Origin of the sequence: Sporosarcina cyprini (genome assembly GCF_022048975.1) — a bacterium.
Classification (GTDB): Bacteria; Bacillota; Bacilli; order Bacillales_A; family Planococcaceae; genus Sporosarcina; species Sporosarcina cyprini.
Window position 1 is genome coordinate 37,895 of sequence record NZ_JAKMHX010000030.1, and the last position, 15,217, is coordinate 53,111.

The following is a 15,217-nucleotide window of genomic DNA, read 5'->3' on the forward strand; positions in this document are numbered from 1 at the left end:
AGAGATAGATTATGCATTTACGCAAAGGAGATTCGGTATCATGACAATAATAGGGATGCTGCACCATCGTAAAGATCCGCGCACTGTCATCAAATCATACGCCTATGCAGCTGTGGCGAAAGCGGAAGGCGCCACATTTTTTTATTTTTCACCGGGAGAAGTGAATTTCGTGAATCGTTCCATCCGGGGACAAGTGTATGAAAATGGAAATTGGGTGGAAAGGGTTATGCCTTTTCCAGACGTTATTTATAATGCCGGGAGCCCTGAAAAATTAGCCAAATCCAAAACAGTGCTTGCCAAATTAAAAAGTGAGATCCCGTTTACGACGCATTCCATCGGCAATAAGTGGAGCGTCGCCAACCGTCTGAAGGAAGGGAAGGAGTTTGCGAATTACTTAATTCCATCCGAAATTGTAAAAGATGTGGATCAGTTACTGAAATTCATGACCGCTTTTCAGCGAATTGTATTTAAGCCGGTCGATGGCCGAAAAGGCAAAGGGATTTATTTTATAGAAAAGAAAGATCATCGCTATGCGGTCACTTTTAATACAACGATGCAATGGTATTCAGAGCAGCAGCTTGCAAAATTCATTGAAACCAAGCTGAAAACAGAACCTTTCATCTTGCAGCCGTATATCCAATCAGTGACCAAGTCTGGGCAAGTGTTCGATTTTCGGCTGCATGTGCAGAAAAACGGAGAAGGCGAATGGGTGATCACGACCATTTATCCACGCGTAGCCCCGCATGGATCGATTATCGCCAACATTAACAATGGCGGCTATACCAATTACCTGGATCCATTTTTAGAACAGGAATTCGGCACGGATGCCTTTAATATCCGAAAGACGCTGGAGTTTTTTTCATTGTCCCTAGCCCGCCACTTGGATGAATTGCAAATGGTCCAATTTGGAGAAATGATTGACGAAATTGGTGTCGATATCGGCATGGATGAAAACAGGAAGCTGTGGATCTATGAAGTGAACTGGCGTCCCGGATGCCCGCCTGCTTTTTATTTGGAGTTGGATGTAGTAATTAACGGGATTCGCTACGCCATGTACGTGGCTAAAAATCAACGGAAAATGAAGGAGCAAATCCGAGAAGTAAAGCGCAGGAACTTGAATAAGGAAGGTGTAATGCCAGTCATCGGTATTACCGGAAGCGCAGGCAAGACGACAACGAAAGCGTTTGTCGCTTCCATCCTGTCGAAGAAGTGGAATGTGTTCGAGTCGAAGGATTATTGGAATACGACCGAGCATACGAAGCAGCACGCCGCGTTACTCACTCCTTCACACGATGCGGCTGTACTGGAATATGGGATGGCGTATCCTGGCGTCATTACGGAGCATTGCAGCATCATCCAGCCGACAATCAGCATTGTCACAAACATCGGGCATGCGCATATTGGTAATTTTAACGGGGATCCCCGCGGTATCGCAAAAGCCAAGTCCGAAATCATTCATGGCATGGATCAGCATGGCATCTTGATTGTCAACGCGGATGATAAGAATTCAAGGTTTTTGGAGACGCAAAAATTCAAAGGCAAGATTTATATCGTCGGTATTCATACCGAAAAGGCTCATTATCGTGCGTTTGATCTTCAATACTCCGAGCAAGGCATGTCATTTAAAATGAATTTGCAAGGTCAAAAGATGGAATTCTTCATCCCGATTTTAGGGGAGCATCATGTGTATAATGCATTGAATGCGATTGCGGTAGCCGATTTGCTTGGGTTTACAGCGCTTGAAATTAAACTTGGCCTGTTGTTCCGGAAACCGCCGCGACGGTTGACGCTCTATGATTTGAAAGACGGCATTACGGTCATTGACGATACGGTCCATTCCCATCCGGAAGGCGTGAAGGCGGCCCTTGACGTACTCGATAATATTGCGAAACATCGGAAAGTGGCGATTATCGGCCAGATGCGTGAGCTCGGTGATCTGCGTGAAGCGGAATATGAGAAGGTCGGTCAATATGTGAAAAAGCTAGGGATTGATCTCTTTATTACGTATGGTTTTCGTACCGAAGAGATGGGAGCTGCTGCGAAAAAAGCTGGCTTTCCAGCACAAAATATTCATCATTTCACCGATCGAGAAAAGCTGCATGACTTGCTGAAGAAGCTCGTCCGCAAGAACGATACGATTCTTGTCAAAGGAGCGAGCAAAACGAATATGTTTGATACTGTTAAATTTCTGGATCAGCAATTTAAACAGTAGGAAGAACTGCCGTTTCCCGACGTTCGGGGAACGGTTTTTTCATGCCATAAAAAAACGAGGAAAAGTGTGCTTTCACTTTTCCTCGGACAAATGAAATGTAATTTCTTTCGCGGCATCTTCAGCATTCCGCCTCGCCTGCAGCAAGGTGTCTCCAGTCGCAATAATGTATGCGTAACGGTGTCCCATGGAAAGTGGTGGAATGAGCACGGTGCCTTTCCGCGGCTTCACATACACTTCTACGACTCCCGGCGCTTTCCGTGCCCTCGCTTTGCCTGTCACTTTTTCAAGCTTTCCTTTTTCCGAAACGATGACGTAATGAGTGTAAATATGCTGTTTCCTTGAAGGGGTAATGTTTGGAACGCCCCCTGTGTAAAGCCGGATAGTTTCTTTCACCAAATTAAAACCGAATGCAGCTTCTAGCATCTTGTTCATAGCCCCACCTGAAATCCGGGGATTGATTTCGATTAGTTTCCATCCTTTTGGCGAACGTCGCAATTCGAGATGCATCGCTCCGTTTTCCATACCAAAGCGTTTCACAATCGATTTGATAATTTGTTCAACAGGTGATTTCATCATTTCCGGAACATCGACCATCACGCCATAGCCGGTAATTATAAAACGTTTGCCAGCCGTCACTTCCTGTTTCATGAAGCCGGCAATTTTCACTGTTCCTTTGTGTATGAGTGCTTCTACTAAATATTGTTCTCCTTCGATGTACTCCTCCAAAATGATAGGATTCTCCGGAGAGTTGTCATGCAGTTTGTTCATATGTTTGGCGAGCTGTTTACTGTTCTTTGCCAAGAGAACATCTTTCGAGCCAGTGGAATGTGGGGATTTGACGATGACTGGATAACCAAGATTCATCGAGTCAGTTGAATAGGTGTCCCATTCTTCAGGCTGGATGATGGAATGCTTCGGGGTAAATGGATAATTTTTCAGCAACTCTCTCGTTGCCGCTTTATTTTCCATCGTTGTTACTGCGACTGTCGAAGCGACATTTGTACAAAATTCATCCTGTAATGCAGACGCAATATGCACGTACGAATCGACAAAGCTAAGAATCGATTTAATAGCCAGCCCCCGGTCGGAGAGCTCTGCAATTTTTTTCTTCATCGCTTTGATATCCGTCGTCTCAATTTGAACCATCTCATGCACATCTTTGTACTCTTCCCGCTGCCGCAACTGCTTTTCATTACTTGTAAAGAGCACTGTAAAATAACCGAGGTCCCCGGCCGCCCGGATTGCCTCACGGCTTGATCCGGATTTGTTTGTTCCAATAAATATGATTGTTTTCAAAAAGTCCACTCCTTAGCTGATCAAGCGAAAACCATTCCTTTCTATCGTATGTCGGATTGTGCTGGGTACATGGTCAAGTATCTTGATGTCTGAAGGTTTTCATTGCATGAAAAAAGGTGTTAGTCCAAGCATCCGAAGGTCGTTTGCATATACTGAAACATGCGAAAGGAGTGAAATACAACGATGAAACCGTTAACCGTGGGCCAAATCAGAAAGAGGCTGGGGGGCGAATTAATTCAAGGCTCGGATCAAATGATTGTCAAGCATGGCGCATATCGAATCAAGCAGCTAAAGCAACCGCATACCATCTTATTCATGCGAAAAAATATTGTCGATTGGGAGAAGCTGAAAGACTATTTTCCACTCGTCCTTGTGACGGATTCGGAGGAAGGAAACAATACACATCTCGCCGATTTGACAATTATCCGTGTTGCTGATGCCAATGATGCTTATTGGTCTTTTGTCGATTACTATCGGTCTTTGCTGGATCTCCCGGTCATCGCCATTACAGGGACATCCGGAAAAACGACGACTAAAGAAATGATCCGGCATATATTATCAGCTCGAAAGAAGATTGCCAGCACGAACAGCAGTAATAATTCCCGAACAGCGCATCTGCATTATTTACTCAGCATCGATGAAGATACCGAAGCGGCCGTATTTGAAACGGCTGTCGGCGCTCCTGGAGATATTTTAAATGCGGGCAGGTATTTCAAGCCGACCATCGGCATCATCACCAATATCGGGGAACATCACTTGAACTATTGCACGACGTTGGAAAGCTATATTGAAGCAAAATGTGAATTGTTCACTGCAGTCGGAGAGACAGGATCGATGATATTGAATATGGACGATCCGACCATCCGCAAAGTATATCGAAATTACAAAGGGAAAATCATCACTGTCGGAATCAACGGAGCTTACGACTATGCCGCGAAAGATGTCCAATTTACAGATGGCGGTATGCGGTTCTATTTAGACCATGGGGGTGAGAGGCATTCCATTTTTGTGCCGGGATATGGAAACCATCAAGTGAGCAATGCTTTGGCAGCTATAGCGGCAGTCCATCAAATCGGCATATCACTGCGTGAGGCGGCAAACGGTCTGAAGACCTTCTCGCCATTGAACAAGCAATTGCAAGTTCAAGAAGGCATCAAAGGATCGATCTTAATTGATGATACATGGAGTCTAACGACCACCTCCTTGCAAGCAGCACTGAATGTATTAAATGAAATCGGGCGGGGAAAGAAAAAAATTGCGATTATCGGCACCATCACCGACCTTGGTTCCTGGGGATATATCATTCATAAAAATGCAGGGGATATACTCGCCAATAGTGGAATCGATGTCCTCGTAACAATTGGAAAGCATGCGCGAATTATGGCGCAAACCGTAGCAAAAACAAGAAAAAAACAGAAGATCATGGCTTTTAATAACCATATCCGCGCAATTGAATTTATCCAGGACATGATAGATGACCAGTCTGTCGTCCTTGTTAAAGGCGATATGTATAGCAAATCGGTAAATTTGGTTGCAGCCTCACTAAAGAAGAAAAGCTGATCACCCCTTATTGAAAGGCCATGATGGACAAACACCAAGCCGCTATCGCAGGGCCGTTAATATTCTACAGTATAAAAGTGAAGGGAGGGATTTCTAATGGGTATTGTTTGCCCTTGTGGCGTACGCGTCAATGCAGTGTCGCAACATAATCGGGTCAAATTTGAAGGTGTACCCGGCACCGTCTGCGGGACGATCACCTATACCGCAAATGTCTGTGTGTCCACACCAAGCAGTTCACGGCTGACATTGCGTTTCGTTGACACCGAGAATAACGGTGCACGGAATTTTACGTTCCATGCAACTTCCTTTAAGCAAGTGACTTGCTGCGGAGGAGACTATCGCTGTGATGTGACGGTCAAAGGCACGGGCGTCATCAATGGAATCACGTATGGCTTTCAAGCCATCTTCAGTGATTATTCCAAAATGGCAAAAGCCGATGTGGTGAAGGAATTCGAGATTTACGATTTCTTTGACCAATTGGGGGCTGCTCCAGTCAAGCAAGGTTCCATTGAGGCTCGCGGCTGTAAGTAAGTCAAAGAACTGATTGGGAAACTTGCTTGATTCGGAAAGTGGTGAAGCGAATGTGGAGAATGACAGAGCATGTTAAGTCGCTGAAAACCTATTTAAAGTCCGAGACAATAAAAGTTCGGCAGATTGATGAGCGTTACATCGTCACCATGCATCGGGATAATGTAGAGTTGCCGTGGCAAATCGCTTCCATCATTGAGATGGACGGCGCTGCGGCACCTCACGTTTTCGTTCGTTGGCGGTTTGCCAGAAATCGAACAACACTGCAACAGTTTGCAGAGCAGTCTGCAGAAAGATATAAGGAGTGCCAAACCGTTGTCCTGAACGTTACATGCAATTCAGATGGCCGAGTGGAGCTGGAACAAAAACGACTTCACTTCCGCAATAGCAAATGGAGCCAATATGCACTACTGAAAAATAAAATCAGATTGCAGCCGTATTTACCGCCTACAGAAATCTATACAGCTGGTACTGCCCAACAATTCCTCGAACGGTATAAGGAAATCCTCTTGAAACCGTGTATCGGCCAGGAAGGGAGAGGCATCATTCAGATTATCCGTCAGACAGATGATCGTATTGATCTCCATCAATGGGATGAGATCCATAGCTGCAGCTCTTTCGCTGAAGCATGGGAGCTATTGCCGCAAGCAGAGCTCGCTAAAAAACCGTATATTGTTCAGCAGAAATTGAGATTAGCGGAAATTGAGGCTTGTCCATTCGATATAAGGGTCGTCGTCCAAAGAAATCAAAATCATTGGATGGTTACTGGGATGCTCGTTAAAGTGGCGGCTTCGGATTTTTTTGTGACCAATGTTGCGAAGGAATTAATGACATTTGAAGAAGCCATACCACAATCTTCTGTTGCACGATTCGGCGTCCGGAGAGTGAAGGATCGAATTCAAAGGCTTTGTCTTGCGGCCGCTAGACAATTGGAGCAAGTCAGTCCCAAGCCAGACATCATTGGGTTCGATATTGGCATCACTCAATGTGGAAGTATATATATCCTGGAAGGGAATTATGTGCCAGATTTGTCTATGTTCCATGCACTTGAAGACAAAGAGATGTACCGGACGATTATGCAGCTCAGAAGACAGAGATAAAATGAATTCTTGCAACTAGGGAAGGGAGGTAACCTATGAAACCATTAGACGTGCGAACCATCAAGAGGCTTCTAAAGGCAGAACTTATATATGGACCTGTCAATTGGAAAGTGCAGCATGTAATCTACTATAAGCGCCATGATTTGACCCGTACACATACAATGATGTTCATCCATCGAAATGAGACGGTCAACTGGAATGAAATCCGTTCCAAAGCTCCCGTCCTACTCATTACAGATAAGCCGGCAGATCAAATGAAGAAAGACATCCCCGATGTAACAGTTTTACAAGTTCCGAGCCTCGTACAGGCATATTGGACGTTCATCGATTATTACCGTGGCTTGTTTTCCATTCCTGTTGTCACAATTACAGGCACATGTGGGAAAACGACCACAAAGGACATGATCCGCCACATTATGAGTGCGAAATATCATGTTGTCGCTTCGATCAGCAGCAAGAATGAACCGCGGCGTTCCTTCCCTTATTTAATGCAAATGGACGAACAGACAGATGTAGCTGTGTTCGAACACGGGCTCGGCAACTCAGGGAACATTAAACACCAATGTATGATTTATAAACCGACTATCGGTATACTGACGAATATCGGCGTCCATCATTTAGACGGGTGCAATGATCTCGATGGCTATATTCGTGCGAAAGGCGAAATTGTAGAAGGCATCTCCAAAGGCGGCACGCTCATTTTAAACAAGGACGACGAGAACACAAAAAAAGTCGGTCTTTCCTCGTTTCAAGGCAATAAAATCATATATATTAGTATCCAGGAAGAAGCGGATTATCAAGCAACCGATATACGGTACGCAGAGGGAGGCATGTCCTTTACGCTGATCCATGCGGGTGATTCCTATAAAGCGTTTGTGCCAGGATATGGAACACATCAAGTGTACAATGCACTGGCAGCGATTGCGGCGACAACTGAAATGGGACTGGCTGAGCGAGATGCCATCTACCAGCTGGCAACCTTCTCGAATCCCGAGCGGCATATGCAATTCTTTGAAGGGGTCTCTGGCAGCACCATCATTGACGATACGTGGACCATCAATCCGACGTCTATCAAAGCGGCATTGCAAGTAGTAAAAGAACTGGGGAAAGAGAAAAAAATCATTTTTGTCGTGGGGGATATTAACCGTCTCGGCCGTTTTGAGAAAAAATATCACCGGGAAATCGGAGATCTGATTGCGGAACAGCCGATTGATTTATTGATCACTATCGGCAGCAAGGCGGAGGAAATCGGCAGGCAGGCGAAACGGGCAGGCAGCCAGGCAGAAATTCGAATGCTCAAACAGGTGGAAGGTGTGGAGAAAATTGTCGCTCCTCTGTTAGATCAAAATACGATTGTCCTGATTAAAGGCCCCATGTCAAGTAAAGGTCTGATCGAGTTCGCTAAAGGATTGAGAAAGAAATAATCTAGCTCAAAACTTTATTCTAGGGCATTTTGCATGACCAAAAAATAAAGGCGAAGGAAACCGTTAAGTTTTCCTTCGCCTTTTTGGCAAGAGTTATGATCATGGAGCGATAGTAAACCACAAAGCATATTGGCGACTACGGCACCTCTGGATCCCGGAAGCCGGGTTCAGCCCCTGATAATTCGGATCAGTTGCCTGAGATGAAGCGTTTCGCTGTAATATAGTGCGAGTTATAATAGTCGACAAGCAGGACACGAGATTGGACACCAGAGGACGTTGGAATAATAATGCGGTATTCACCGGCATAGATCCCGACCAAGCTAGGCGTTTTCGATCCTTTCACACTATTAAAGAATACTAAATCACCTTTTTTCAAGTTGGCGCGTGAGACCGTTGTACCTTTGGCCATCAAAGCCGATAGAGACGTAGCCGGAAGGGTGATGTTCTGTTTTTTATAAACATAATTGATATATCCAAGGCTCGTAAATTTCATCGCACTTGGATTCGTCACGCTGCCGATTGTCGCCTTATCACGCAGTTGATATGCCGATTCAACAATTTTATCTCCCTTTGTTGCAGGTGATGATGACATTAAACCCGGTAGGACGCGACGAGCCGTAACGTAGTTATCTTTATAATAGGGTTTGCTATTCATATCTGTAATAACAATCTTCTGCTTAGGATCTGCCATTTGAATGACTTTGTTATTGCCAATATACATGACAACATGGTCCGGATCTGTACCTGTTTTCTTTGATTTAAAGAAGAGGAGATCGCCTTTTTTCCATTGTCCTTTTGCTACGTATGTCCCTTGTTTCATCATATAATCCTCGTTATACGTACCAAGGTCAACGCCGTTCTTCTCAAATACATACATAAGAAATGAAGCGCAAGAAAACTTATAAGGATATGTATCTTTATATTGTGTGTTGCTGTAAGACGCTTTTCCAATAAGGCTCTTCGCTGTTGAAATCAATTGATCTGCTTTCGCATTTACAGCCGCTGTAGTAGGTTGCGATGCAAGAGTAGCAGCAGCTACCGGCTCCGGATTAACTGCTGGGATGGCTAATGTGCTAAGAGTGACTGTGGCGGCTAATGCAGCCGATATAATTTTTTTATTCATAATTTCCTCCTTGTATGTATGCAAAGTTTCGGAACGCCTTTACAGTATCATAGAAAAATTGCAAGGTTAGCAGGAAATTAATCCCGTGGAATTTTACCAGTTCGCACAAACGCTCTTATAACAGCAGGTTTCGTGTTTCTTTACATTTGCATTACAAAGGTTACAACTGGAATGTTCAGGTATTTACCATGCAGGCAACCAATTGTTGGAGTGGAGAAAAGAGGTGAGTAAGAGTAATTGGTGTGGTATAATAATATTATGTAAAGTTAATTTTAGTGAAAGAAAAAAAGCGCAAGAGGCTTACGCTTTTTCATAAGAGAAGTGCAGTTCATTCAATTGTGGATCAACCGTTACATGCAGGTCATGCCCTGAAAAAAACCACTCATCACGCTTTTCGATGTAAAAAAGGACTTCGTCTTGCTTCGTTTCCACGCCAATTTCATCATGGCCTTCTTTTCTCATGCCTAATGAGAATCCTTCATGCAATGGACTCGCACCGCCATAACGTGCAAAGAATTTGATTTCATCACCTGGTTCCACATCCATTTCTTCATGAAACCATTCCAAAGCTTCCTCTGATAAAACGATTTTCATTCAGCATCCCGCCTTTCGGTTTGTCCTATTGTATTACAACCACTTCACCTTTGGCTCGGTTCCTGCTTTGATTCTCGTTATATTTGCGCGGTGGCGGTAAAAAATAAATACGGCCATAAGCCCGACAATGATCATCAAGTATATATCCTTTGTCATGAAATAGTAGATGACCGTATAAATGAAAGCAACGGCTGCTACGATCATAGAGGATAATGAAACCATTTTCGTGATCTTCAAGGCGATCAGGAAGGTCAAAAGGACAATGAGGAAAATTGGCCAATTGTAGCCTAATAGAATCCCACCGGAAGTGGCCACTGCCTTTCCTCCTTTGAAGCGAGCGAATACAGGAAAGATATGCCCGATCACCGCCATGAACCCGATTACGAGCGGATGGATGTTCACATCACTGAAGTAAGGAAGTAATGGAAGCAGGACAGCTGCAGTGCCTTTCAATATGTCGAGAACGGTGACGATCAAACCTGCTGTTTTGCCTAACACACGAAATGTGTTGGTCGCCCCTAAGTTGCCGCTTCCATGCTCGCGGACATCTGTTTTGAAAAATAATTTGCCTATCCAAAGGGCGGAAGGGATAGAGCCAAGCAGATACGCAAGAAGTAGTAAAATAGCTGTTTCCATAATGGTCCCCTTTACATATTTCCGTTACTGTTAGTTTAGCAGAACGTCAGGAAGGGGACAATGAGATTTACAAATGTGTCTTTCCTGTTAAGAAAAGAATGTAGTTAAGTTGTTGCCAATTGGACGGAAATTCCTCTTGTCATTGCATATTACAGCTTTGTTCTATACAATAAATTGAGCGAGCTACATGAAAACGTTGATTTGACAAGCTTTTCTAGTAGCGTTACGATATATAAAAAAGAGAACATTTGTTTGATGGGGGTTGCAATTTGACGAAGAATCAAGAAGTGTATACGTATGATGATGATTCGATCAGTGTATTGGAAGGTCTTGATGCGGTACGGAAACGTCCAGGGATGTATATCGGATCCACTGATGCACGAGGGCTTCATCATCTCGTTTATGAAATTGTAGATAATGCAGTGGACGAAGCATTGGCGGGTTACGGGAATGAAGTCGACGTCATGCTTCACAAAGACGGCAGCGTCAGTGTGCGGGATTATGGGCGTGGTATGCCTACCGGAATGCACAAAATGGGGAAGCCGACGACAGAAGTCATTTTCACCGTCTTGCATGCCGGGGGAAAGTTTGGCCAAGGCGGATATAAAACAAGTGGCGGTTTGCACGGCGTGGGCGCTTCAGTCGTCAACGCGCTTTCCGAATGGCTGGAAGTAACCATTTATCGTGATGGCAAGAAATTTCGCCAGCGATTTGAAAATGGCGGCAAGCCAGCTACCACACTTGAAGAGATTGGTACGTCCAAGGAAAAAGGGACGCTCATTCACTTCAAGCCAGATCCAACTATCTTTTCAACAATAAAATATCAATACGATACATTGGCGGAACGCTTGCGGGAATCTGCGTTCCTCTTAAAAGGCTTGAAAATAGTTCTGGCGGAGGAAGGCACCGACAAGAAGGATGTATTCCATTATGAGTCAGGGATCAAAGCGTTCGTTTCCTATTTGAACGAGGAAAAAGACACGCTTCATGAGGTCGCCTATCTAGAAGGCGTTGCAGAAGAAATTGAAGTCGAATTCGCTTTCCAATTCAGTGACGGCTATTCGGAAACTATTCTGTCCTTCGTTAACAACGTCCGGACAAAAGATGGCGGTACGCATGAAACGGGTGCCAAAACCGCGATGACCCGCGTATTCAACGAATATGCGAGAAAAACAGGCATTTTAAAAGAGAAGGATAAAAACTTAGATGGCTCAGACATCCGAGAAGGGATTTCAGCTGTCGTTTCCGTCCGTATTCCGGAAGAAATTCTTCAATTTGAGGGACAGACGAAAGGCAAGCTTGGGACAAGCGAAGCTCGGACGGCAACAGACGGCATCATTTCACAGCAGCTCCTCTATTTCCTTGAGGAAAACGCTGAATTGAGCGCCAACCTGATCCGTAAAGCAATTCGCGCGCAGCAAGCAAGAGAAGCTGCACGGAAAGCCCGCGAAGATGCACGTTCCGGAAAGAAACGAAAGAAATCGGATACGCTGCTATCCGGCAAGCTGACACCTGCCCAATCGAGGAATGCTTCAAAAAATGAATTGTACTTAGTTGAGGGAGACTCGGCAGGCGGTTCTGCCAAGCAGGGACGAGACCGAACTTTCCAGGCTATCTTGCCGCTTCGGGGTAAAGTTATCAATACGGAAAAGGCAAAGCTCGAAGACATTATGAAAAACGAGGAGATCAACACGATTATCCACGCGATTGGTGGCGGAGTCGGGGCCGATTTCCATATTGACGATATCGCATACGACAAAGTGATTATTATGACCGATGCCGATACGGACGGAGCGCATATCCAAGTTTTGCTCCTTACGTTCTTCTACCGGTACATGAAGCCGCTCATCGAAGCAGGCAAAGTCTATATCGCATTGCCTCCACTTTACAAAGTATTCAAAGGGGCAGGCAAAACCGAAAAAGTCGAGTATGCCTGGACCGAAGCGGATTTGAATGCGGCTATTAAGAAGATTGGCAAAGGCTATATGCTGCAACGCTACAAAGGTCTCGGTGAGATGAATGCGGAACAGTTATGGGAAACAACGATGAATCCTGAAACACGCACATTGATCCGGGTGACGATTGAAGACGGCGCCCAATCGGAACGCCGTGTCACGACGTTAATGGGTGATAAAGTTGAACCACGCCGCCGATGGATTGAAAGCAATGTCGATTTCGGCGTAGAAGACCAAAATATATTGGAAAATGAATTTCTCCATGAGGGGGACTCTGAATGACAGCAACAGAACGTTACCAAGACCTTCCACTGGAAGAAGTCATCGGGGACCGATTTGGACGGTACAGTAAATATATTATCCAAGACCGGGCATTGCCTGATGCACGCGACGGACTGAAGCCCGTTCAGCGGCGTATCCTGTATGCGATGTTCCATGAAGGGAATACGCATGATAAAGCATTCCGGAAATCGGCAAAAACTGTCGGGAATGTCATCGGGAATTACCACCCTCATGGCGATTCCTCTGTCTATGATGCAATGGTCCGGATGAGCCAGGATTGGAAATTGCGTCATCTGATGGTGGAGATGCACGGAAACAATGGTTCAGTAGACGGCGATCCAGCTGCCGCCATGCGTTATACAGAAGCTAGACTTTCCGCTATTGCTGGTGAAATGCTACGTGATATCGGAAAGAATACAGTGGATTTCATTCCAAACTTTGATGATACGGAGCCGGAGCCGACTGTATTGCCAGCCCGATTCCCGAACCTTTTGGTAAATGGATCGACAGGAATTTCTGCTGGATATGCCACAGACATTCCGCCTCATGCGCTCCATGAAGTGATTGATGCTGTGTTGATGCGGATGGACAATCCAGACGTTTCGGTAGAAGAATTGATGACCGTATTAAAAGGACCTGATTTTCCGACAGGCGGTATCATCCAAGGAACTGACGGCATTAAAACAGCTTATGAAACGGGGAAAGGCCGATTCGTCATACGGGCCAAGTATGAAATCGAATCGTTGAAAGCAGGGAAATCCCAAATTGTTGTGACGGAAATCCCGTACGATGTGAACAAGGCAAACCTAGTGAAAAAGATGGATGAATTACGTCTGGATCGTAAATTGGACGGAATCGCGGACGTCCGAGATGAATCGGACCGTACCGGCTTGCGCATCGTTATTGAGCTGAAAAAGGATATTGACGGCAATGGAATCATGCAATATCTATTGAAGAATACAGACCTTCAAATTACCTACAATTTCAATATGGTGGCTATTTCAAACAGACGTCCGATGCTAATGTCTCTTCCGATGCTGCTAGATGCATATATTGATCATCAGAAAGATGTTGTGACACGGCGCTCTGAGTACGATATTCAAAAAGCAAAAGACCGTCTGCATATTGTAGAAGGTCTCATGAAGGCATTATCCATCTTGGATGAAGTGATCAAAACGATCCGTGCTTCGAAAGATAAGCGGGATGCAAAGAACAATCTCATCGCACAGTTTGGATTTACAGAAGTTCAAGCGGAAGCGATCGTCTCCTTGCAACTTTATCGTTTAACGAATACGGATATCACAGAATTACAGCGTGAAGATGAATCCCTTCGTAAATTAATCGACCAATTGGATGCGATTTTAAAGAGTGACCGCAAACTTTCATCGGTTATCAAAAAGGAATTGGTAGAAGTTCGCAAGCAGTTCGCAGAGCCTAGACTCTCTGTAATTGAAGAGAAGATTGAAAGTATCAAAGTGGATCTCGATATCCTTGTGCCAAGTGAAGAGGTTGTAGTATCTGTCACGAAGGACGGGTATGTGAAGCGTACGAGCATGCGGTCCTACTCGGCTTCTAATGGCGCAGGCCAGGAGATGAAAGAGTCGGATTTCAGCCTGATGGAATCTGTCATGAATACACAGCATCATGTGTTGCTCTTTACTTCACACGGCAATTACATTTATCAGCCAGTTCATGAACTGCCGGACATTCGCTGGAAGGATCTTGGACAGCATATTTCGAGTATCATTTCGCTTGAGCCTGGCGAAGAAGTGTCAGCTGTACTCGGATTTGATTCTTTTGAAGCAAATGTTTCGGTACTTACCGTCTCAGAGCAAGGAAATATCAAGATTTCACAGCTGGCCGATTTCCAAGTACAACGCTATTCACGTACCTTCAAGGCGATGAACGTGAAGAAGGGCGATCGCCTGGTGGATGCCCGAATTGTCCAAGGCAACGAGGATGTTATTTTAATCACCCAGCAAGCATACGGCCTGCGATTCTCTCTAACAGAGCTTTCACAAACCGGCGTCCGAACGGCTGGTGTGAAGGGGATCAATTTGAAGCCGGATGATGTTGTCGTCTCAATTGAAACTGTTACAGATCCTACGGAGTCAATCGTCATTGCAACGCAACGCGGTGCAGTGAAACGGATGGCATTAAAAGAACTCGAAACAGCGGGCAGGGCGCAGCGAGGACTCGTTGTCTTGAAAGAGCTGAAGAGCCATCCACACCGAATTATAGGTACGGCATTAGCAAAAACGGATGATCAACTCATCCTGATGACGGCCCAAGGGAAGAAAATACCGTTTGCAGCCGGTACACTACGGCTGGTCGATCGCTATTCGAACGGCAGCTTCATTACAGACGAACAAAAAGATGGCCAAGCCGTCCGTCTGTACAAAGAACCAAAAGTACAAATCGATTAATTGTAGTCACGGGCTAAAGGCCCGTGACTTTTTCATTGGATTCGATTATAATAATTCGAGAATCGAAATAGTTAAGGCTGG

Annotated in this window: 11 protein-coding genes; 7 read left to right on the forward strand and 4 right to left on the reverse strand. The window is 45.0% G+C overall.

Translation table 11 applies throughout. From position 1 onward, the window contains the following. Window positions 1-40 precede the first annotated feature (40 nt). Entirely contained in the window at window positions 41-2,212 is a 2,172-nt protein-coding gene (locus L7D49_RS12625; protein ID WP_238081362.1) for a YheC/YheD family protein, read from the forward strand. A gap of 72 nt (window positions 2,213-2,284) precedes the next feature. Here the strand turns inward: L7D49_RS12625 and L7D49_RS12630 are convergent, their stop codons facing one another. Beyond that, window positions 2,285-3,517 (reverse strand): ATP-grasp domain-containing protein, encoded by a 1,233-nt coding sequence (locus tag L7D49_RS12630; protein WP_238081364.1) that lies wholly within the window; start codon window positions 3,515-3,517, stop codon window positions 2,285-2,287. 174 nt (window positions 3,518-3,691) lie between these two features. On the opposite strand from L7D49_RS12630, the gene L7D49_RS12635 reads away from it, so the two are divergent. From L7D49_RS12635 to L7D49_RS12650, 4 genes are all read left to right on the forward strand, one after another. Further along, window positions 3,692-5,068, forward strand: coding sequence for a Mur ligase family protein (locus tag L7D49_RS12635; protein ID WP_238081366.1), 1,377 nt, complete (start codon window positions 3,692-3,694; stop codon window positions 5,066-5,068). 96 nt (window positions 5,069-5,164) lie between these two features. Next, window positions 5,165-5,599 (forward strand): hypothetical protein, encoded by a 435-nt coding sequence (locus tag L7D49_RS12640; protein ID WP_238081369.1) that lies wholly within the window; start codon window positions 5,165-5,167, stop codon window positions 5,597-5,599. 50 nt (window positions 5,600-5,649) lie between these two features. Then, window positions 5,650-6,696, forward strand: a complete 1,047-nt coding sequence (locus L7D49_RS12645; protein WP_238081372.1) for a YheC/YheD family protein — start codon at window positions 5,650-5,652, stop codon at window positions 6,694-6,696. Between the two features lie 35 nt (window positions 6,697-6,731). Beyond that, window positions 6,732-8,120, forward strand: a complete 1,389-nt coding sequence (locus L7D49_RS12650; RefSeq protein WP_238081374.1) for a Mur ligase family protein — start codon at window positions 6,732-6,734, stop codon at window positions 8,118-8,120. A gap of 187 nt (window positions 8,121-8,307) precedes the next feature. On the opposite strand, the gene L7D49_RS12655 is transcribed toward L7D49_RS12650, so the two are convergent. The 3 genes from L7D49_RS12655 to plsY all read right to left on the reverse strand — a co-directional run bounded on the left by L7D49_RS12655 (window position 8,308) and on the right by plsY (window position 10,473). After that, window positions 8,308-9,243, reverse strand: a complete 936-nt coding sequence (locus L7D49_RS12655; RefSeq protein WP_238081376.1) for a C40 family peptidase — start codon at window positions 9,241-9,243, stop codon at window positions 8,308-8,310. 300 nt (window positions 9,244-9,543) lie between these two features. Beyond that, window positions 9,544-9,837 (reverse strand): HesB/YadR/YfhF family protein, encoded by a 294-nt coding sequence (locus L7D49_RS12660; RefSeq protein WP_238081378.1) that lies wholly within the window; start codon window positions 9,835-9,837, stop codon window positions 9,544-9,546. Between the two features lie 33 nt (window positions 9,838-9,870). Then, window positions 9,871-10,473, reverse strand: a complete 603-nt coding sequence (gene plsY / locus L7D49_RS12665; RefSeq protein ID WP_238081380.1) for a glycerol-3-phosphate 1-O-acyltransferase PlsY — start codon at window positions 10,471-10,473, stop codon at window positions 9,871-9,873. Between the two features lie 269 nt (window positions 10,474-10,742). Here plsY and parE point away from each other — a divergent pair, with 269 nt between their 5' ends. Continuing rightward, window positions 10,743-12,710 (forward strand): DNA topoisomerase IV subunit B, encoded by a 1,968-nt coding sequence (parE, locus tag L7D49_RS12670; RefSeq protein ID WP_238081382.1) that lies wholly within the window; start codon window positions 10,743-10,745, stop codon window positions 12,708-12,710. Then, window positions 12,707-15,136, forward strand: coding sequence for a DNA topoisomerase IV subunit A (parC, locus tag L7D49_RS12675; protein ID WP_238081384.1), 2,430 nt, complete (start codon window positions 12,707-12,709; stop codon window positions 15,134-15,136). Before parE ends, parC begins: the two co-directional genes overlap by 4 nt. Window positions 15,137-15,217 lie beyond the last annotated feature (81 nt).